Genomic DNA, 20,981 nt, shown 5'->3' with positions numbered 1-20,981 from the left:
TGAAAAGATAACCGGAGCAGATATAAGAACCTTGCCGGACTAAAGCAAATTTTCCGATTGATGACCCAATGAAATGACGCAAATTTAATAGGAAGAAACGAGCTTGGGAGTCGCGTTCCACCTTAAGTCTACATTCATTTAGCAATGTTAACAAGGTTTTTATTGCGTCCGCTATCGAATTATCTCGATGATAAGGGTTTGCGATCCTGATACGATGTATTCGCCTGATGGAAATTCATTTTCTGAGATCACGCTTTGGAGCGTTGGCTTGGTTCCGCCAGTCGTTCGATCATTATTTAAAGTCGCGAGCATCGATGGCGGAATGTTGGGCATTTCGCTCGAGCCAATGACTGCGCCGATAGTATTTCGCGTGATCACTGCGTAAAGGCGGTCAGGGCGTTTGAGGCGGTTGATGGTGGCGATCAGTTCAGCAGCGCTTTTGGGGATGAACTGCGTGATCGAGGAGTTTTGCTGCACGGCATTGCCGTCGCCTACTGTTATGGAGACTGTACCGGGTGCTGTGCCTTTAGGAATCGTTACGGGTAACTTTTGAACGACAACTTTACCCGCTGGCGATCGCTGGAAAACGCTTATCTCAAAAGTCTGACCTGCCTGGACTTGTATCCTATCCGTCGAAATACGATCGAGCAAAGCAGTCTTACTGCCGTCAGTTGCCGCCATATTGAGAGTGATACCGGTAACATTAAGGCCTTCAAACCCGGCGCGAAGCAGGGCGTTTAGAGGGATTGCCGCCGCAGAAGCAGTAAGAGCCGCCGCCTGCGGTCCGACCGAACGGCGGTTCAACTTGATAGACTCTTCGCCCTTCACCGTGATCTCGCCTGAAAGCTCGATCGTCAAATCACCGATGTTACGCTCGTTGGCTTGAAGAGCATTGATTACACCGACATTGACGATCAATGGCGTTAGCAATTGGTCGATAGCAGACTCAAAATTCACTTCTTCGCTGCGGCCTCGACTTGTTTTCAGCCTAATCTTTACAGGTAGCATTCTAGGCGTTACGCCGAGACTGCCGAAAATTCCAGTCGCTCGATCCTGCGTCATCGCACCGACCATGGAATCCGGCACAGCAAGTTTGAAGGAATTATTTGTGTTTGGAACGACGGTCACAACATGTGACTCAGACATCGGCAAGTCCGCAGCGCCGAGGCCAAAGAATGGATGTCCAAATGCGTAGATCTTATCTCCGTCACGAAGTGTCACTGTTCCGGCGGCGGCCAATGAAATATCACCTCGTGATAAATGTACAACAACCGAATCACCTCCGAGCAGTGTTTGTTCGTCTGCCTTTTTCAGGGGGGTAATGGCGGAATTACCGCTAGATGCGGCGACAGGAAGTATGCCTGCTGACAACAGTTGAGGAGCGAGACTATCGATTGTTTTCTGTGAAATCCCCGAAAATGTTACAGGTGTTGTAATTGGTTTGAACGCTTGTCCGGCGATAGCCATGAGCATCGAATCTGGTGAAAAGCCGGATGCGAACGGACTATTAGAAACAGTATGATTCTTAAGATCAGGCAGCCAAGTGTCTGAAAGAAATTCGGCGTATGAAAAGGTTCTTGGCGATGACGACACTGCCGCTGACATCGGCGAAGTTTCGACCAGCGAGAGCATTTGTTCTATCGGTGTTATTCCGCATATCGGTTCTTTTGCAAAAGGGAAACTATAGGAGATCGCTCCGACAAGTTTTCCATCGATATAGACGGGCGAACCGGACATTCCGGCAAATACAAAAGTACGTTCGGCATTTGCCCCGCTGAGACGACCTACGATCATGTCCTGTCTTGGGCCGATCCAGTTCGGCATTACGCCGAGTATCTCAACGTTAAATTCCTCAGATCTATTGCCGCGAAAAACGGTTCGAGCGGTGCCGCGCATGCCTTCGCGAATATCAGAAACCGGGAATATTTGTATTCGCGAATCGTGCTCCGAGGTTGGCTTTGATTGAGCGAGAATATTGAAGGATGAAACAAAAATGGCGAGAAAACAGGTAAAAATCTTTGCTTTTGTCATTTGAAAAACTTCTTCCGTAACAACAGGCGTTTATGGTAACATTTTAAAGGACTAATCCGAAAGCCTAATTTTGTTGGCTTTCATCCTCACCGGTCCGACAATCCGGCATTCCGCCTAATCCTCGTTTTATCTTCTTTAGTTATGACTAAAATGACACGCCTTTTAAAGAGTTTGACACGATTGCTCCTGCCAGCAGTTCTTTTGATAGTGATAGCCGTGATCGGTGGATCCGTATGGCTGATCTATATGACCGCCCGCCCGCTCAACTCCGTTTATCTTCTTGCTCCAGACAAATACGGGCAGCTTAGTTCGCGTGCGGCACAAGTTACCGACGAAACTTGGACCAATCGCGACGGTAGTCAGGCACGCGGATGGCTTCTTCGCGGAGCAGAAAATGCTCCGGCCGTGATCCTGTTTCACAAATTCGGAGCTGACCGCTCTTATGTTCTGAATCTCGGGGTTAAACTCAACGAATCTACCAATTTCACGATTCTCATGCCTGATCAACGGGCACATGGCGAAAATCCGCCCGTGAAAAATGCTTCATTTGGCGGTTGTGAAACAGAAGATTCTCTTTCGGCGATCGAGTTTCTTCGCAATTTGAAAACCCCTAATCAGATCGCTCTTGTAGGCAAGAATCTCGGTGTTTTTGGTGTTGAAATGGGTGCAATAGTAGCCGTCTCAACTGCCGCAACAGACCCAAGTGTCAAAGCCATCGCCATCGATTCGGTTCCGTTTGATTCTGATGGCGTGCTTGAAACATCGGTCGGAAAACGGTTCCCGTTTGCGAGTTTTGTGACTACGAGACTCGCTCAGATCGGCACGCATCTATATTACTTCGACGGCTGCTACAGGCATGACTCTATATGTGAGACGGTCAAAAAGATCGATAACCGAAATATTTTAGTTCTCGCGGGCGTTGACGCGCAGGATTTTCAGGAGTCGAGTTCCAAATTGAGCAAGTGCTTTCCGGTAGGAAACAAGATCGAGACCAAACTCGACCTCAGCCCTTCAGGTTTCGGCATCATAAACGCCTCAATGGAACAATCCGAGGCATATGATCAGAGATTGATCGATTTCTTTAGAAATGCTCTAAGTAATTAAAGGGGAATTTTCTTCTTGCTGTGGCCGTTCGTTCTTGAAACTGTTTGTATATCCGCGCTTTCCTCGATACGGAAGACCGCTTTGTCCAGCACTTCTTTAAGTTTCTTTAGTCTTTCAATCGTCGAAGTCATTTCGAGCATCTGATATTTTTTTTCACTGTCAAAGTTGAAGGCAGCAGTGACAAGAAACGACAAAGCCTCCGGATCGGCTCGCTGAATGTCCGGCAATTGACCGCGATTACCGCTCATTTTAAAAGCCGCCTTTGCCATCCGCTCAAACAGGCCAAAAACTTGATCGGATAATGGGTCAAGCTCTTTTGGATCTTCTTTTTCATCTTCAAAAAACTCAACCTCGGCGATAAGATAAGGTTCACCCGCATCAACATAATCTATTAGTCGGTAACGTATCAGCCCAAATGTCAGGATATTTGAACGGCCGTCAGGCAGCGTCTCGGATTCTCTGATCTCGGCGACACAGCCGACGGATCCCATTGCAGGTCTTTCGTCAAAAGAATCTTGAGGTTCAAATAACGTGACGCCGAAAAGTTTACCTTCGGTCTCAATATCCGTGAGCATTTTCTGATATCGGTCTTCGAAGATATGGAGAGGCAGCAGCTCGTTCGGGAGCAACACGAGCGGCAGCGGAAAGATCGGCAAATGATGAATACCGGCAACTTTGTTTAGGGCGTCTGACATGCTTTTAGTCCGATAAATTCGGCGATCTTTTGCGGCTCATCATCGCTTAGAGCCATTCGTTTAGCGCCGATGACAGCATCTGAAATATCGTGGGCTCGGGCTTTGTAGCGATTGTCACGAATTATGAGATCTTCGATAACGCGCCGTTCGAGCCGTTCGCGGCCTTCATCTTGGGAATCTTCGTTTGCTTCTAGGTAATCCGCAGGAACCGTGTGGTTTTTTATCCGGATGTGAAGGGCGTTTGTGAGTGCCTTTGTTTCGTCACGCATCTTCTGCATCTCAAGCAGGGAATTTGGAAAGCCGAGCTGCCCGCGAAGGGCAATCTCGATGATCGGCTGCGGCTTGTCGGACTCGGCTACGCGGGCTTCCTTGCTTACCTTCTTGAGAACGCCATCAGTTACCGACTTCGCATCCTGAACATCGGTTACGTCAAAAGCCAGTTGCTGAAAGGGACGGTAACGATAGTCCTCGATGTGATGCGCTAAGACAGTATTCTGTTTATTGATCTCGACAACAAAAGCACCGCGCGTCTCGCGAAATTCGCTGATGTTAGTGATCTCGATCGAGCCAGGATTAAATGCCCAATTATCGATCTCATAGTGCTTATGTGTGTGGCCGAGTCCGACGTACTCGACCGCTGTTTTTAGTTCTTTAAGCGCGTCCATCGACAGAGCAGGGATCGGGTGCATTTGGTGGCCTTCGACATCGGTGTGGAGCATTAGGATATGAAATGCTCCGTCGCGGCGCGTTTGTTTTATTGCTTCGGTAAGCATTGGTATAGCCCAATTGCCGGAAGCACCATACCAATCCGAGCCAAAGATCCGCGCCCGACCAATATCGATGTAGCCGCCTTTTTTCGAGGTCTCATTCCAAGGCTCGTATGTAAGAGCTACGCCTTTATGAGTGAGGTCTTTGTTCCGCGTAAACGCGTCACTTTTACTTTCAGGTTCGAGCAGTTTTACAAGGCCCCAACTGGAAAGCGACCGCAGCCAGCTAAAGTCGCTGTCCGTGTGTTTTTGATCGTGATTTCCTTCGATAGTTACAACCGGAATTCCGGCATCACGCATCATCGTCAGACCTTCGACGGCGTAATTCATCGTTTCGGGCGGCACTGAGCGTTTATGAAAAAAATCGCCGCACATAATGACAAAATCTACCTTCTCACCGATCGCATATCGCTTGAGCACATCGACCCACGCGTCAAAAAAATCACGCGGGCTCTCTGCCAACTGATAACGCGTACACCCCAGATGTACGTCGGCGATATGAAGGAACTTCATGAGGAGATTTTACCACAGAGAGCACAGAGAACACTGAGAGAGCAAATCAGAACGATCTGCATTACCTTGCTCTTTTTCTCTGTGCCTCTGTGTGCTCTGTGGTAAATTCTTTCCATGAACAAAGTCGTCCTTATCACCGGAGCTTCGAGCGGCATCGGGCTGCACACAGCGAAACTTTTTCAATCAAAAGATTGGAAAGTGGCTGCGACTATGCGCACACCTGAAAGTGCAACGGAATTACAGAACATTGTCGATGTCGAGTGCTTTCGGCTGGATGTTACAGATGTGGATTCAATAAAGTCTGCGATAGCGGCGACTCTGGAACAATTTGGCCGCATAGATGCCGTTGTGAATAATGCAGGTTTCGCAGTGGTCGGTCCATTTGAAGGCGCGACACAAGAGCAGATCGAACGCCAAATGCAGACGAACGTATATGGAGTAATGAACGTCTGTCGCGAGATCTTACCCTATTTTCGCGAACAAAAACGCGGCATCATCGTGAACGTCGCGTCTATGGGCGGTCGCATTACGTTCCCGCTTTACAGTCTTTACCACGCCTCTAAATGGGCGCTCGAGGGCTTTAGCGAAGGCTTGCAGTACGAAGTGAAAGAGTTTGGAATAAAGATCAAGATCATCGAGCCGGGGCCGATAAAGACCGATTTCTATGACCGGTCACAGAGTATTACCAAGAAAGAAGGCCTAACGGCATACGACAATATTGTCGCACGGGCGATGCCTAATCTGCAAAAGGCAGGCGAGACCGGCCCTGACGGTTCGGTGGTTGCCGAGGTCATTTACACGTCGGTCACGGACGACTCGTGGAAGATGAGATATCCGGTTAATTCTAGGTTGATCTTAACAGCCAGACGGTTGTTGCCTGATTCTCTGTTTTTGCCGATAATAAAAAAAGCTGTTTTAAGATAGCCAAAGTACGGGGAAAGTGAGAAGATGAAACTACGTTTTTTAATAGGCGGCCAATTAAACCTTACATTTTCCCCATTTTTTTGATAAACGAAGTTTAGGTATTCGCTTCAGTTTCAGCTTGTTTTAATCAATGAAAATATTGCTCTACAACCCGGACAACGGCATTACACGGAATTTTATGCCGCACCTCTGGATGTTCCTTTTGCAGTCATTGACGCCAAAGGAGCATGAGGTGATCCTTATCGACGGGAATGCGAAAGCAATGACCCGCTCTGAGCTTGTTCAGTTTTGCAAGGACGAGAACATCGGCCTTATCGGTATCGGATCGATGACGCGAATGGTCGCTCGAGCATATCTGGTCGCTGATGCACTGCGCGAGGCCGGGTTTAAGGTTGTGATGGGCGGGCCGCATGTAACGGAATGTCCATTGGAAGCACTAGGAAAAGACGGTGGACCGCGTCACGCTGATGCGGTAGCGCTCGGCGAAGCTGACGATTATTGGGCACAGATCGTCGAAGACGCTGCAAACGGCGAACTCAAAGAAACATACCAACCCAAAGTTGATGAGAAAGGCAACGATTTTAAGCCGAGTCTCCAGCCCTATCCGCATATCCCTTGGGAAACACTCGATCTCGAACAATTCTCGCTCGTGCCTAAATTTCTTCAGCCTGTGATGTCAAAATTTGGCGAAGGCTGGGGCAAATTCTTCGTCGTTCCTATCGAAACCGGACGAGGCTGTCCGTATGGCTGCGAATTTTGTACGGTGACAGGTTTCTTTGGTGATTCTATTCGCTTTCGTACAAACGAAAGCGTTGTAGAAGAACTCTTAAGATTAAAAGAGCGAGCCAAAAAAGAAAAAGGCCAGATCGCGGTGTTTTTCATTGATGACAATCTGGCGATCAATAAAAAGCGGCTCAAATCTCTTCTCCGCGACATGATCGCGGCCGGTGCGACGCTACCATGGGTCGCCCAGATCAGCGCCAATCTTTTGGGTGACGAAGAATTGGTCGATCTCATCGCCGACGCTGGTGCTCGTTGGATATTCATCGGGATGGAATCAATTGATCCTGCGAATATGGCTGACGTGAACAAGACATTTTCGAAGCCGGCAGATTACAAGGGTGTTCTTGACGGACTCGCCCGCCGAAATATTTACGCGATCACTTCGTTCATCGTCGGGATGGACAATGATACCGTTGGCGTCGCTAACCGAACGGTTGATGAGATAGAGAGTTGGGCTCCCGGACTGCCGGTTTTTGGGCAACTAACCCCGTTTCCCGCTACGCCTCTTTATGACAGGCTCGAAAAGGCAGGCCGTCTCGACAGACCTAAGCACTGGCTTGATTTTGCTCCTTTCGTCATGGCTCATAACCCGCTGAAAATGACCATCGAGGACGCCAAAAAAGAGACCTTCGACGCTTGGTCGCGCTCGTACAGCCCTGAGCGCAATTGGGAGGCGATAAATGCCATCCGCAATGCTCCTATCGACACGCGCATCGGACATCTTGTCGCACGCCTATTTTTCCGCGGCATCTATTTTCCGCAGATGAGCAAGCGAGCTTGGCTCAAGCTTCTTTTCGACAATCGCAAACCCATCCTCAGCCTCACAGGCGAAGGAATACGCACCTGGCGCCAATTCCGCAAACGCCAACGCACCGAAACCCGAGCTATTCAAGCAGCACAGTGAATAACTAAGATTTGACCGGTATATTTTTGTTGAGTGTATCGCCATTACTGGCGTACGGGCTCTTGTTCCGCTCAGCCTTTTACGACTATGTTCACAAGGCGTTTTGGAACGACAACGACCTTGACGATCTCTTTGCCGTCGGTGTGTTCGCGGACCTTTTCGTCGGCGAATGCCATCGCTTCAAGCTGTTCGTTTGAGGCATCGGGCGAAGCCATAACTCGCGAACGCAGCTTGCCGTTGACTTGCACCGGTATCTCGATCTCGTCGGTTTTTGCAAGCTCCTCATTAAATTCGGGAAACCGCGCGTCGTTTGCAACGATGCCGTTCTCATTGCCGATCAGCACCGAGAAAAATTCCTCAGCGGTGTGAGGACAGAACGGCGTCAACATCAGAACTAAACTCGTCAAAGCCTCGCGCACGGCGAAAATTTCTTCGTCGCTAGCATCTTGTGGTTCGACAGAAAAGTCACCGATGGCGTTCGACAATTCCATTAAAGCCGCGACCGGCGTGTTGAATTGCAGGCTTTCAAAATTGTCGGAAACTCGCTTGATAGTCTGATGCGTTTTTTGGCGGAGCTTCTTACCGTTCAGAGTGACGGCTTCAGCCGTTTCTTTGCCTGCATCTTTCACGCCTAAAGGCGTAACTCTTAACGCTTCCCGCCACTTGTAAACCAGCCGCCAAACACGCTGCAAAAATCTGACCGAGCCTTCGATGCCTGCTTCGTTCCAAACTAGTTCATTCTCGATCGGAGCGGCGAACATAACGAACAATCTCGCGGCATCGGCACCGTAGATCTCGACCATTTCGTCTGGATCGACGCCGTTGCCTTTTGACTTGGACATACGCTCGATGCCGTATTTCAATGATCTGCCGTCAGAGGATGTCGCACCTGTGATCTTGCCTTTCGCGTCGCGTGTTACGGTGACAGTATTCGGCATGTGATAGATCTTCTTGCCGGATTCGTCGTCAAAAAACGTCTCGCCAACAACCATTCCCTGCGTTAAAAGTCTTTTGAAAGGCTCGTTGAATTTGACCAGACCGAGATCACGCATCACCTTCGTCCAAAACCGAGCATAGATCAGGTGCATCACCGCATGGTCGTCGCCGCCGATGTATTGATCGACTGGCGTCCAATATGCTGCTGTTTCCGGATCGAATGGCAACACCTCATTTGTCGGATCAGTGTAGCGGAAAAAATACCACGACGAATCGACAAATGTATCCATCGTGTCCGTATCGCGTTTTGCCGGCCCGTCGCAGTTTGGACAGGTCGTCTCGTAAAACTCAGGCACCTTCGCCAGCGGTGATTCACCTGTGCCTGTAAATGGCGCCGTTTCGGGCAACCGCACCGGTAAATTCTCAAATTTTTCGGGCACGACGGCGCACTTATCACAATAAATGATCGGTATCGGCGAACCCCAAAATCTCTGTCGCGAAATACCCCAATCACGCAGACGATACGTCGTAGCAGCTTCGCCAAAGCCGTGTTTGACCGCATATTCTGCCATTTCCTTCTTGGCTTGATCGCTCGTTTTTCCGTTCCAATAGTCGGAATGAACAAGGACGCCATATTCACCCATCGCCTGCTCGAGCGCCAGTGCCTGCATCGTACTGTGCTCGTGAACAAGATGCGGCTCCGAGATAACCTGCCTGATCGGCAAGTCAAATTTCTTCGCAAATTCAAAATCACGCTCATCGTGCGCCGGAACCGACATAACTGCGCCTGTCCCGTATTCCATCATCACGTAGTTGCCAACCCACACAGGCAATTCCTCACCGCTGAAGGGATTGATCGCCTTCAAACCGGTGTCAATGCCGTCTTTTTCGATCTCAACTTCGTGGTCGGTCGGTTTTGCGTTCTCGGCCCTGATCGCGGCTATCTTGGCGACGACGTTTGCGGACATCATCTCGATTTTCGCTTCAACGATCGGATGTTCTGCGGCAACGACCACCGAGTTCGCTCCGTAGATCGTGTCTATTCGCGTCGTAAAGACCTCGATCTTCTCGTCCGATCCCTTTACATTAAATTTGACGAACGCTCCTTCCGAACGCCCGATCCAATCTCTCTGACGTTTCAGCACATTCGAAGGCCAGCCAGCCTCGATCTCGGCCATATCGTCAAGCAGTTGATCGGTGTAAGCAGTCGTTTTCAGGAACCACTGCTCCAGATCTTTCTTCGTCACAGGATTGCCGCAACGCCAGCAAATGCCGCCGCTTGCCTGTTCGTTCGAGAGCGTCGCCTGATCGTGCTCGCACCAATTGACCTGCGTCTTCTTTTTGTACGCGAGGCCTATCTCGTGCATTTTCAGGAAGAACCACTGGTCAAATTTGTAATACTCAGGCGTGTGGGCATACATCTGCCGCCGCCAATCGCAGCTCACCCCGATCCGCTGGAGTTGGCCGCGCATTATTTCAATGTTTGCCTCGGTCCACTCTCTAGGATTCACACCGCGTTTGACCGCTGCGTCCTCCGCAGGCTGCCCAAACGAATCCCAGCCGATCGGATGCAGAACATTAAAGCCTTTCAGGCGCTTATACCATGCAAGTGCATCGCCCGCTGAGTAATTCCGCACATGGCCCATATGCAAATTGCCAGACGGATAAGGCAGCATTTCAAGCTGATAAAATTTGGGCTTTTCCTCGTCGATCTCGGCGTTAAAAGCTCCGCTCTCTGCCCAGATACGCTGCCATTTCTGTTCTATCTTTTTTGCGAAATATTTATCGTCCATGATTGAATTAGTCCAATGCCTTAAGTCTGGAGTCTTAAGTTAAAAGCTGTTCTTAAAGACCTAAGACTCCAGACTTAAGACTCAAGACTCTAAATGTTGAACTTGTGAGTTTACGCCGCGTCGTCAAGGAATTGACGAGCGGCTATCTAAGGGCGAGGCTGGTTTGCCGGAATGTCATACCCAGATTGTAGATAAACGCCCGGCAAATGTCTAATTTTCCTTTGAAAAAATCCTAAATAGTGATATTCTGGCAAAACCCATTAAAGGGAGAGATTTAACACGAACTTAATGATCACTACACAAGTTTTACAGGCGGTCGCGACTTGATGCTTTAGTGCGGTTCGACCGTCTGCCCAAAAAAGGAGGCAAGACAATGGTCAACCGAATCAACGAGAATACGGGGCGCAATCGCGACGAACTAACACGGCAGGATGCAGCTGCGATCAATTATATTTCCGACAATCTTACCTCTTCACGCTCTCAACCAAAACATATCGACGACCTGATCCTATCGTTAGCAAATGCTCACGAAAACCGCCGCGCCTGCCAAGTGACCGAATGGGAACATATGCGAAGGCATAATGTTCAGTCTGCATAGTAGATAATGCGAACCATTCATCATCGATCTTTCTCGGTTCTTCCTTGCGGCCTCTGCGACTTTGCGGGACACCGTCTCCCCCCAAACTGCAAAGGCCGCAGAGTTCTTTTAACAATTGCAGCCATCTTTCTCGCTGCCGCTCACGCCTTTGCCCAATCCAACTTAGACGACCTTAGAAACAAGATCGCCAACGGCTCAGTCGAAGATAAACGCAATGCTCTTCTCGAGGTCCGAAACCTTAGTGCCGAAGATGCCTCGCGGATAGCCATTCCGGCATTGAATGACCGTGACGAACTTGTCCGCGCAGCCGCACCTTCAGCCGTCGCGTTCCTTCCAAAACCGGAAGCGGCACGTCTAATATTGCCGCTTTTGAATGACAAGGCTGAATTTGTTCGAAGCGAGGCCGCATTTGCACTCGGCGAGGTCGGTGACAGTTCGGCTGTGCAGCCTCTTCTTCAAAGGCTACAAAAAGACAGCGGCGCGGTTAGGTCGGTCGCTGCGGCGGCTCTCGGCAAGATCGGTGATGTCTCGGCGGTTGGTGCACTCAACGCCCTACTCAAAAGAAAACCGAATGAAGATGACGAGAACCTCCGCCGCTCAGCGGCACGTTCGATAGGCCAGATCGCACGGTTCGTTCGCACAGGAAAGAGGCGTGTCGAGACGCCGCAGAATTTTTTGCCCACAAAATACAAAGATAGTTACTCTGCAACAGAATCAGTGGTTCACTCGTTTCCTGTTTTTCGTAGTTCGGTAACGATACTCACGATTGTCCTATCGAACAAAAAAGAGGCGGATGATGTCCGCCGCGAAGCCGCTTTTGCTCTTGGAGCAATAGGCGATATTTCGGTAAGACAAATCCTATCAGACCATCTAAATTCCTCTGACATTTATCTCGCCGAGATCTGCACGGAAGCCCTGCTCAATTTGTCTCAATTTGAATAAATAGTGGGTGAAGATCTACTTATTGCTTAAATTTGCAATCAGTAATGTTTCATGCATAAAAATCTTGACAACCAATGCAAATATTGCTAGGATTTGGTCATTCGAAATGGAAAGTAGAAATGTGGCAATTTTTTTTGTAAAAATGACCGGACACGCTAAAAATATAACTGTAACATCAACAATATCAACAATTATGGTGTCCGCACACAGCTCCGGACACCAGCCGGACAGACCGGACAACGCTTTGGTCTGCGTGAAACGCATAAACACAATGTTTGTAGATATTTACAGATGCAAATAAGCTAAATTGATATGACATTTTGCCGCATTTTGTGACACAGGCTAATTTTTGAGGAGGATATTTATGGCTAGATCAACGATACACATTTCAGTGCCAGAGAAGTGGCTGGATTTTGTAGAAATTAGGGTTTCCGAAGAGGGCTTTGGCTCGGTGAGCGAATATTTTCGAGAGCTTTTGCGTCAGGACCGACAACGGCGGATCAACCGTATCAATAACGCGAACCGTCCACATCCGGCCTCGTTACTGCCTAGCCCGATAAGGAACGTATTTAAACCTTAACCTTAGGAGCAGAATTTGTTTTAATGAAGTAAATGAAAGCAGGACTTCAAACAATGGGCCAAAAAGGCCTCGCAGAGCTTTATCTCGAAGTGCGTTCTCAAACGGAACGGCTATGTGAACCGCTTGAGATCGAAGATTATATTCCGCAGCCTGTGGTTGATGTATCGCCGCCAAAATGGAACATCGCTCACACAACGTGGTTCTTTGAGGAAATGATCCTCAAAAAGTATGCAGCCGATTACAAAATTTTTGACGAAAGTTTTGGCTTTCTCTTTAACAGTTATTACAACTCTATCGGAAAACGTACCGCACGCGATCATCGCGGAGCGTTGAGCCGTCCGACTGTGAAGCAGGTCTTTGCATATCGCAAATATGTAGATGAACAAATGGGTGATCTTTTATCGGGCGATGTTTCCGATGATTTACGAGAGTTGGTAATCCTTGGCCTAAACCACGAACAGCAGCATCAGGAACTATTCCTGACTGATCTTAAATACACCTTCAGCGTCAACCCGCTTTTCCCCGTCTATCGCGAAGACTATGCACCGGAGGAACAGTCAGAACCACCTGCTGTAGCGGGTGGTTGGTTCGACATCGCAGGCGGCATCTATGAGATCGGCCACGATGGCCAGGAATTTTGCTTTGACAACGAGCTTAACCGACACAAAGTTTATCTCGACGATTTTGCCATCAGCGACCGGCTCATAACCAACGCCGAATTTAACGAGTTTATCGAAGCCGGCGGCTATTCCGATTTCAGGCTGTGGTATTCCGAAGGCTGGGATTGGGTCAATCAAAACGAGATCGGATCACCGCTCTATTGGCATAAGCACGCGGGTGGATGGCAGCACTACACGTTTGCCGGTTTGAGAGATCTGCCGCCCGACGCTCCGGTCTGCCACGTTTCATATTACGAAGCCGCCGCTTTCGCCGAGTGGAAAGGTATGAGGCTCCCGACCGAATTCGAATGGGAAGCAGCAAACTCAAAATTCGACTGGGGCAAGCGTTGGGAATGGACAAACAGCGCATATCTGCCGTATCCCGGTTTCAAAAAAGCCGCCGGTGCGGTTGGAGAATACAATGGCAAATTTATGATCAATCAGATGGTCTTACGAGGTGCTTCGGCTGTAACACCGGACGGCCACAGTCGTCCATCATACAGAAACTTTTTTCATCCGCATTTAAGATGGCAGTTTACAGGAATAAGACTGGTAAAGTGAGGTATTCTGCGTTCATCTGCGGTTAATTTATTATGCAAAGCTCGACCACACCCGAACTAACGACATTCGCCGAAGATGTCCTTCACGGCTTATCTTCGACACCAAAATCACTCTCATCAAAGTATTTTTACGACGACGAAGGCTCGCGGCTGTTTCAGGAGATAATGAAGCTGCCCGAATATTACCTGACGGGCTGTGAGCACGAAATATTTTCGACACAGACCGATGCGATCTTTCGCGCATTCGCGCACGGCGGCGGCGGATTTGACCTGATCGAACTCGGCGCCGGTGACGGCACAAAAACGGCAGTGCTGGTCGATCATTTTCTCAAGCATAATGCCGACATTTCCTATGCGCCGATCGATATTTCTCAGGAAGCCCTAGATGCACTTTCAACCAAATTCTCCATTGCATTCCCATCGCTTAAGATCGAAACGCGAACCGGCGACTACTTCCGCATACTCGAGTCGCTCAAACAGGGATCGGACAAGCGAAAGATATTGCTTTTCTTAGGCTCCAATATTGGCAATTTCAGCCCGGATCAGGCACTCGGATTTTTCCGCGATCTCCGTAAAGTAATGAATCCGGACGATCTGCTGTTTATCGGTTTTGACATCCAAAAAGATCCGCGTGTGATCGTCAGAGCGTATGACGACACCGCGGGCGTTACCGCTGCGTTCAATCTTAATTTGCTCAAGCGCATCAACCGCGAACTCGGCGCCGATTTCGACCTCGACAAATTTTCGCATTACGCCGTCTATCGCCCGGTCGAATGTGCCGCACGTTCGTTTCTGATCAGCCGTGAAAAACAGAGCGTGCAGATCGGAGCACTAGGCCGCACATTCGAGTTCGACCAGTGGGAAGCGATCTTTATGGAGATCTCACAGAAATATAGTCTTAAAATGATCGACGAAATAGCTCATGAAAGCGGCTTTGAGGTAAAGCAGAATTTCTTTGACAGTCGCAACTATTATTGTGACTCGCTGTGGCGGCCGATCTAATGAACTTCACCATTCTCCGATTCGACACAATTGATTCAACCAACACCGAGGCCGCCAAACAAGCCAAGCTCGGTGCCGACGAAGGGTTGTGCGTCATTGCCCAACAGCAAACCAGCGGACGCGGTCGGCACGGACGCACGTGGATCTCTGAAAAGGATTCGGGATTGTATTTTAGTATTGTACTGCGCCCGAAAATTGATATGCGTTTTCTGCCGCTCATCACATTGATGACGGGAGTTGCAGTATATGACGCTCTGGCGGAATTTGGCTTGAAGCCGGATATTAAGTGGGTCAATGACATTCTAATTGGCGACAAAAAGGTCTGCGGCATTCTAGCAGAAACGGTCGAAACACCTATAGGCTTGGCAGTGATCGTCGGTATAGGCATAAACGTTACATCGCAAAATTTCCCGGACGAGATTGCTGACACCGCAACTTCCATCGAAGCAGAGTCTCTTTCGGGAGTAATAGCTGTTGCGGAAATTGAAACTACGCTGACCAAGTACCTAAGCTACTGGTACGCGATCCTTTACGGCGAGAATGGACACATCAATATCATCGGTGAGTGGCAGCGGCGCTCGTCATATTTCAGCGGAAAGAGCGTCCGTGTAACACTCGAAAACGAGGTTTTCCATGGCATTACCGACGGTCTCGAAGAAAATGGGGCACTAAGAGTGAAGACCAGCGGCGGCTCGGTTATGATAGTCCAGGCCGGCGACGTTGAACGCCTACGACCCAACAACGAATGAAACGACGTTTGTCAGAAATTCACCCGATCTTTTATCACACGCGCATCTGGCAGAAACGCGCTTTCCGCCGCGTTGCCGACCTGCCTCTCGCCGGCCGCTTTGCGTTTGAGATCGAGACCGAGAATTTGCCTTTCACCTGCAATAAACACCAATCGCTGCTCCGTCGGCGTATGGGAAACTCGGATCCGCAATTGCAGGAAAACAAGATCAAGAATCTCAATATCGCGTGCCCGACGATCGATAGAATATTGATAAAACCCGGACAAATATTCTCATTTTGGCGGCAGGTCGGCGAAGCGACCACCGAAAAGGGATATGTCGAAGGCATGCAGTTGTCGCAAGGCGAAGTGGTCCGCGGCGTCGGCGGTGGATTGTGCCAGCTTTCAAATTTGCTCTATTGGATGACTCTCCACACACCGCTAAAGATCGTCGAGCGACACCATCACAGCTTTGATCCATTTCCCGATGACAATCGCGTTCTGCCATTCGGCAGCGGTTGTGGAGTTTTTTACAACTACATTGATCTGCGATTTTTTAATCCGACCGATCTCACTTTTCAGATCAGGCTGTGGTTGACTAGCGAACATTTGAAAGGGGCGATCTATTCTGATCGCGAAACACCGCATTCGTATCACGTATTTGAGAAAAACCATCGTTTCCTTCACGAAAACGGGAAGAATTTTCGTGAGAACGAGATCTGGCGGGACATCGTCGACCGGAGAACAGGAAATCGCGTCGCGGAAGAGATGATCGTTAAAAATTTTGCGGAGGTGAAGTACGAATTGAACTTTATAGCTGGAAAGTGTAGTTTGTAGATACGCCATTATGAGCAATGAATTTGATTTTGACGCCGATTTTGACCTCGGAGACGAGTTTGACGAGGATCTTGCCGAATTTGACGAGTTTGACGACGAACTCGGCGAGATCGAAATGCGCACGGCAGTAATGCAGAAAAACGATATGATCGCGCTGCTCTGTATCAAGACCGCTTCCGAGGGCGCCGCCATTTGCCGCGTCGATCCGCGTGAAGATCGTCCGGCTGTCCAGATCTACGACGACGCCGATGCCGCGATCGAGTGGTTTACAAAAAGTCTGAGAACCAGCCGCCGCAATGGATGGAATGTCATTTATGACGGCCTGCCTTTGCAAGGTTAAACCCCTCATGTTTCTCGCCGTTGACATCGGAAACACTTCAACCAAGTTTGGCATTTTCAACGGCGAACATCTTACATCAAAATTCTCGATCCCGACCGACAAAGAATGTACTGCGAGCGATCTGAGGTCGCTGATCGGTAGTGAACAAGCGATCTCAAATGCTGCTGTTTGCTCTGTAGTGCCTGAAAGAGGGACATTGCTCACCAATGCAATACGCGACGCTTTCGGTATCCGCACACTTTCTATCACAAACGATCTCGCCTTTGGTTTGAAGATCAACTATCAACCGCTCTCAACTCTTGGCACAGATCGTTTGGTGAATTCGTTTGCCGCTGCAGAGAAATATGGAATGCCGTGCATTGTGTGCAGCATTGGCACGGCAACAACGTTTGATGTCGTTAGTGAGATGCGTGAACTACTAGGCGGTATGATCGCTCCCGGAATGAAGACAATGGCAAAAGCTCTGCATCTGTACACTGCAAAGCTGCCGGAGGTCGAGATCAAGAGGCCGGAAAGCGTCCTCGGCAACACCACTGTCGAATCAATTCGATCCGGTGTTTACTATGGCCACGTTGCGATGATCGAAGGAGTGATACAAAAAATAAAAAACGAAATAAACGGCGTTCCAAAAGTCGTCGCCACCGGTGGATTCGCATCAATGGTTGCCGAAAACACATCGCTTATCGATATTGTCGATGAAAATCTGCTGCTCGATGGCCTGCGATTATTTCACGAACGCTTTAATAAGTAATGGATCAGGTTAGAGCCGAAATTTCACCGTCAAAATTGATCACCGCTCTGCGCGGCTTTAACCTGCTGCCCGCGATCGTTTTTTTGCCGACGCGGCGACGCTGCGACGAGGCTGCGTCAGAAGTTGCAGCAGACAAATCGCAGCGGAGCGATCCGGAACGGCAAAAAATACGGCAGGATATATTCGACAATTTTGCGGCCGAGTTTCCCGAGGTTCTTGATCACAAACACGCCAGGGTTATCGTCCACGCAGGTGTCGCGGCCCACCATGCAGGCCATATTCCTTCATGGAAACTGTTGATCGAAAGGATGATGTCGGCAGGACTTTTGAACGCTCTCTTTGCGACATCGACAGTTGCGGCAGGGGTCGATTTTCCCGCAAGAACCGTCGTCATCAGCAATGCAGACACACGCGGCAACGACGGATGGCGTCCGCTTACCGCGAGTGAACTGCAGCAAATGACAGGCCGCGCAGGACGACGCGGCCGTGACAATGTGGGCTTCGTTGTACTTGCTCCCGGACAGTTTCAAAATCCAAAAAAGATCGCCGAACTTCTAAAGGCTCCGCCCGACGCTCTCGTCAGCCGCTTTCGCTCGACATATACGAGCCTGCTAAATCTGCTCGACGCCTTCGGCAATTTTGAGCAAATACAAGAGATCGCTGAAAAGAGCTTTTCCACGTTTCGCTCTCAGAATTCCGAGCGTCTCAGTCAAGAGATATGGGCGCCGTTTGATCGCCGCGCAAAAGTGCTCGATCATTTTGGCTATCTCGATTACAAAAATGAAATAGTCACCGAAAGCGGCAAGTGGTTAGCCGATCTTCGCATTGACCGGCCGCTGCTGGTCGGCGAGGGACTTCGCCAGGGTATATTCGATGACCTAAAAATTTCGGAAGCCGCGGGATTGATGGCCTCAGTCGCATCCGACGCCGACCGCAGCTACGGAGAAATGCGAGCAACGCGACGGATGACCGATATTCTCGCAGACTTTGAAGATATTGTGGTGACGGTTTCAAATGTCGAATGGAAAATCGGCGTCGAACCATCTGAGGAAATAAATTACTCAGCCGCCGCTGCCGCCGAAAGATGGACCGCCGGAATGGAGTGGGATGAACTCGTCGACCGCACACGAGCCGAAGAAGGCGATCTTGTACGATTGCTCTCACGTACCGGCGAAGCCCTTCGTCAGCTTTCAAATCTTCGCACTTCAAATCCAGCCGCTGCCGCGATCGCACAAACCGCTGCCGATGCGATCCTGCGCGAGCCTGTGCGATAGATCACATCTCCATTTTCATTTCGTATTGGCCGACATTCTCGTAAAAACCTCGATTTTTGAAGTAATCCATGGCGGTGCTAAGCGATTTGTCGATATTAATGATCTGCAATGGAAAGCCTTCCGCCGTCGCGGCCTGCATCGCCAGCATAAGAGCCGTTCCGATACCGCGATTGCGATGATCTTTCTCAACAGCGATCTGTGCGACGCGCCCGAATACAGAAGAAAAAATTATATAGCCAACACATTTACCTCCTGAAAATGCGCCGATAATGCGCTTCATTTTACGGCTACGCTCGATAGCAGCAACCGAATTCTGCCAGGACGTTCTGCCATCCCAAAAGGTTGTCCGCAGGCTCCAATCGGGATCATCTATATCGCGTATTTCGATATTTTGAGGCATCTCCGATAATGCGGCCATGTGCCCGTCAAATTGAAGAACAGCGAGTTCGCGGACCGAATTAAAACCTAGTTTTCCATAGAGACTAAGGGCCGCATTGTTCGTCGTAATTACCTCAAGCAGCCACTGCTGAATACCTTCCGCCTTAAATTTCGGGATCATCATTTCGAACATAGCCTCGCTGATGCCCCGACGCCTAAAGCCGGGATTCACACCGGTTCCAGCGTCATATACGGTTTGCCTTCCTTCCCACTCGCCAAAGCCGTTTAACGAAAACCCAATAAGCCGATCGTCCTCAAAACATCCGACCGTTCGCTCAAGTTCGACGCCATTCAGATTAATATGATTGCGAAACTGCGTGTCGGTTAGGGCAAAAGGTATAACATAATCGGAAAATGCTTCGATAAAAGCCTCGTAAAGCTTTTGGAAATAGTCTTCGTTCAAAAACTTGTAGGATCGTGAAAGAGTTTCGTTTCTGTTCGCCATTTGTTAGAATTATATCGGAATTTACGCAATTTAATGCGTAATGGTTACAAAAAATGAAGGTACTGCTGGCAGATGAATACGGTTTTTGTTTTGGCGTCGAACGCGCCGTCGAGATGGTCGAAGACGCTCTCGCCGATGGCGAAACGGTTCGAAGCCTAGGCCCGCTGATCCACAACAAACAGGAAATGCAGCGGCTCGCCCACGAAGGCGTAACCGCCATCAGCGAGCCTGTCCAGATCGGACGAGGCGAAACTGCAGTCATTCGTGCTCACGGCGTTACTCCGCAAATCCAAAAGGAGCTGGAAGAAAAAGCGACAAAGGTCGTGGATGCGACTTGCCCTTTTGTCACACGAGTTCAAAAGCTAGCTGCCCGCGCCGCCGAACAGGATCGCCACGTTATCATCGTCGGCAGTCCCGATCATCCCGAAATGATCGGCGTCAAAGGTTACGCACCCGATCATGCTTTTGTAATTCGAGATGAGACCGAAGTTGCCGGCCTGCCGTGGCTGCGTAATCCGTTGGTGGTCTCGCAAACAACGATCAAGGCCAAAACATTCTTCGACACCGCCGAAGCGATCAAGCAAAAGACCGACGACGAAGTGCAGATCGTCAACACCATCTGCTCTGCCACTAAGGACCGACAGGAAGCCGCTCGAGCACTCGCCGGAATGGTTGACGTTTTCTACATCATCGGTGGCCGCCACTCGTCAAACAGCGTCAAACTACTCGCCGTCTGCAAGGAGCAATGCGAAAAGAGCTACTTAATAGAAACTGAAGAAGAGATCAATGATGCTGATCTTGTGGGAGCAGAAAAGGTTGGCGTCACCGCCGGAGCTTCAACCCCAAACTGGCTTATCGAAAAGATCGTCAAGCACCTCGAAGCGATCGGACATGAACAACTAGCTTTGCAAGCATGATTGGAAGAATCATCTTTTTCACGACATCACTAGTCCTCTTTCATGTCTGCATTGTTTCTGCTCAAACAAAGGCTCAGACCGTCATACTAGCAGACATCATAGGAGCGAATGACAGCGGCGAACTGACTTCCGCGCTTCTTGATCGTCTCGCTTTGACGGCGAAAGAAACAGGAGCTCGAATCTTCGTGATTTCTCGGGGAGGTCTTAATGATAAAGATAGCGTCGTTCAGGCGAGACTGGCATTTGTAAAATCATATCGTGCGGGAGGGCTTGCTCAGCCACAAAATCTCTTCGCTGTTGGAGAACGTGTCGCTGGCGAAGGACGAATAGAGTTTTACGTAGGCAGCGACCTTCGCCTAGTTGTGCTCGCCAAACCCAATCGAATACCGAATCTAACGTGTTGCGACGACTTTGTGCCTCCAACGAAAAAATCGACAAAGAAGCGCTCAAAGGGCTAACAA

At 49.5% G+C, this 20,981-nt stretch carries 20 protein-coding genes; 15 read left to right on the top strand and 5 right to left on the bottom strand.

The genetic code is table 11. The features are described from left to right. Positions 1–171: 171 nt before the first annotated feature. Entirely contained in the window at positions 172–2,031 is a 1,860-nt protein-coding gene (locus tag IPL32_04545; GenBank protein ID MBK8465080.1) for a hypothetical protein, read from the bottom strand. A 150-nt stretch (positions 2,032–2,181) separates the two neighbouring features. Between IPL32_04545 and IPL32_04540 the strand changes: the two genes are divergently transcribed. Beyond that, on the top strand, positions 2,182–3,135 hold the full coding sequence (locus IPL32_04540; protein ID MBK8465079.1) for a hypothetical protein: 954 nt from the start codon (positions 2,182–2,184) through the stop codon (positions 3,133–3,135). Here the strand turns inward: IPL32_04540 and IPL32_04535 are convergent. Continuing rightward, positions 3,132–3,830, bottom strand: coding sequence for an LON peptidase substrate-binding domain-containing protein (locus IPL32_04535; protein ID MBK8465078.1), 699 nt, complete (start codon positions 3,828–3,830; stop codon positions 3,132–3,134). The genes IPL32_04540 and IPL32_04535 overlap by 4 nt on opposite strands. Next, complete coding sequence (locus IPL32_04530; GenBank protein ID MBK8465077.1) at positions 3,815–5,110, bottom strand: DNA repair exonuclease; 1,296 nt, start codon at positions 5,108–5,110, stop codon at positions 3,815–3,817. The genes IPL32_04535 and IPL32_04530 overlap by 16 nt, the downstream gene beginning before the upstream one ends. Before the next feature lie 114 nt (positions 5,111–5,224). Here IPL32_04530 and IPL32_04525 point away from each other — a divergent pair, with 114 nt between their 5' ends. Together IPL32_04525 and IPL32_04520 are read left to right on the top strand one after the other, a co-directional pair. After that, positions 5,225–6,034, top strand: a complete 810-nt coding sequence (locus IPL32_04525) for an SDR family oxidoreductase (GenBank protein MBK8465076.1) — start codon at positions 5,225–5,227, stop codon at positions 6,032–6,034. A 130-nt stretch (positions 6,035–6,164) separates the two neighbouring features. Further along, positions 6,165–7,721, top strand: a complete 1,557-nt coding sequence (locus IPL32_04520; GenBank protein ID MBK8465075.1) for a radical SAM protein — start codon at positions 6,165–6,167, stop codon at positions 7,719–7,721. Between the two features lie 71 nt (positions 7,722–7,792). On the opposite strand, the gene IPL32_04515 is transcribed toward IPL32_04520, so the two are convergent. Continuing rightward, positions 7,793–10,450, bottom strand: coding sequence for a leucine--tRNA ligase (locus tag IPL32_04515; protein MBK8465074.1), 2,658 nt, complete (start codon positions 10,448–10,450; stop codon positions 7,793–7,795). Positions 10,451–10,823: 373 nt separating this feature from the next. On the opposite strand from IPL32_04515, the gene IPL32_04510 reads away from it, so the two are divergent. The 10 genes from IPL32_04510 (at position 10,824) to IPL32_04465 (ending at position 18,720) form a co-directional block, all read left to right on the top strand. Beyond that, positions 10,824–11,048 (top strand): hypothetical protein, encoded by a 225-nt coding sequence (locus IPL32_04510; protein ID MBK8465073.1) that lies wholly within the window; start codon positions 10,824–10,826, stop codon positions 11,046–11,048. A 6-nt stretch (positions 11,049–11,054) separates the two neighbouring features. Next, complete coding sequence (locus tag IPL32_04505) at positions 11,055–11,990, top strand: HEAT repeat domain-containing protein (GenBank protein ID MBK8465072.1); 936 nt, start codon at positions 11,055–11,057, stop codon at positions 11,988–11,990. Between the two features lie 364 nt (positions 11,991–12,354). Continuing rightward, the gene (locus IPL32_04500; protein ID MBK8465071.1) at positions 12,355–12,570 is read left to right on the top strand and encodes a type II toxin-antitoxin system ParD family antitoxin; all 216 of its coding nucleotides are present in this window, start codon (positions 12,355–12,357) and stop codon (positions 12,568–12,570) included. 53 nt (positions 12,571–12,623) lie between these two features. After that, the gene (locus IPL32_04495; GenBank protein ID MBK8465070.1) at positions 12,624–13,790 is read left to right on the top strand and encodes an ergothioneine biosynthesis protein EgtB; all 1,167 of its coding nucleotides are present in this window, start codon (positions 12,624–12,626) and stop codon (positions 13,788–13,790) included. A 32-nt stretch (positions 13,791–13,822) separates the two neighbouring features. Then, complete coding sequence (egtD, locus tag IPL32_04490) at positions 13,823–14,791, top strand: L-histidine N(alpha)-methyltransferase (protein MBK8465069.1); 969 nt, start codon at positions 13,823–13,825, stop codon at positions 14,789–14,791. Continuing rightward, positions 14,791–15,540 (top strand): biotin--[acetyl-CoA-carboxylase] ligase, encoded by a 750-nt coding sequence (locus IPL32_04485; GenBank protein ID MBK8465068.1) that lies wholly within the window; start codon positions 14,791–14,793, stop codon positions 15,538–15,540. The genes egtD and IPL32_04485 overlap by 1 nt, the downstream gene beginning before the upstream one ends. Further along, on the top strand, positions 15,537–16,355 hold the full coding sequence (locus IPL32_04480; GenBank protein MBK8465067.1) for a VanW family protein: 819 nt from the start codon (positions 15,537–15,539) through the stop codon (positions 16,353–16,355). Before IPL32_04485 ends, IPL32_04480 begins: the two co-directional genes overlap by 4 nt. 10 nt (positions 16,356–16,365) lie before the next feature. Next, positions 16,366–16,695 (top strand): hypothetical protein, encoded by a 330-nt coding sequence (locus tag IPL32_04475; GenBank protein MBK8465066.1) that lies wholly within the window; start codon positions 16,366–16,368, stop codon positions 16,693–16,695. Between the two features lie 7 nt (positions 16,696–16,702). Further along, a complete protein-coding gene (locus tag IPL32_04470) occupies positions 16,703–17,446 on the top strand; it encodes a type III pantothenate kinase (protein MBK8465065.1) in 744 nt (247 codons plus the stop codon). Further along, positions 17,446–18,720, top strand: coding sequence for a hypothetical protein (locus tag IPL32_04465; protein MBK8465064.1), 1,275 nt, complete (start codon positions 17,446–17,448; stop codon positions 18,718–18,720). Before IPL32_04470 ends, IPL32_04465 begins: the two co-directional genes overlap by 1 nt. A gap of 1 nt (position 18,721) precedes the next feature. On the opposite strand, the gene IPL32_04460 is transcribed toward IPL32_04465, so the two are convergent. Continuing rightward, entirely contained in the window at positions 18,722–19,603 is an 882-nt protein-coding gene (locus tag IPL32_04460; protein ID MBK8465063.1) for a GNAT family N-acetyltransferase, read from the bottom strand. A 53-nt stretch (positions 19,604–19,656) separates the two neighbouring features. Between IPL32_04460 and ispH the strand changes: the two genes are divergently transcribed. Both ispH and IPL32_04450 read left to right on the top strand, forming a co-directional pair. Beyond that, positions 19,657–20,520 (top strand): 4-hydroxy-3-methylbut-2-enyl diphosphate reductase, encoded by an 864-nt coding sequence (gene ispH, locus IPL32_04455; GenBank protein MBK8465062.1) that lies wholly within the window; start codon positions 19,657–19,659, stop codon positions 20,518–20,520. Then, positions 20,517–20,978 (top strand): hypothetical protein, encoded by a 462-nt coding sequence (locus tag IPL32_04450; GenBank protein MBK8465061.1) that lies wholly within the window; start codon positions 20,517–20,519, stop codon positions 20,976–20,978. The genes ispH and IPL32_04450 overlap by 4 nt, the downstream gene beginning before the upstream one ends. The last annotated feature ends 3 nt before the right edge of the window (positions 20,979–20,981 follow it).

Source organism: Chloracidobacterium sp. (assembly GCA_016711345.1).
Classification (GTDB): Bacteria; Acidobacteriota; Blastocatellia; order Pyrinomonadales; family Pyrinomonadaceae; genus OLB17.
This window is presented reverse-complemented; position numbering and strand designations above follow the sequence as displayed.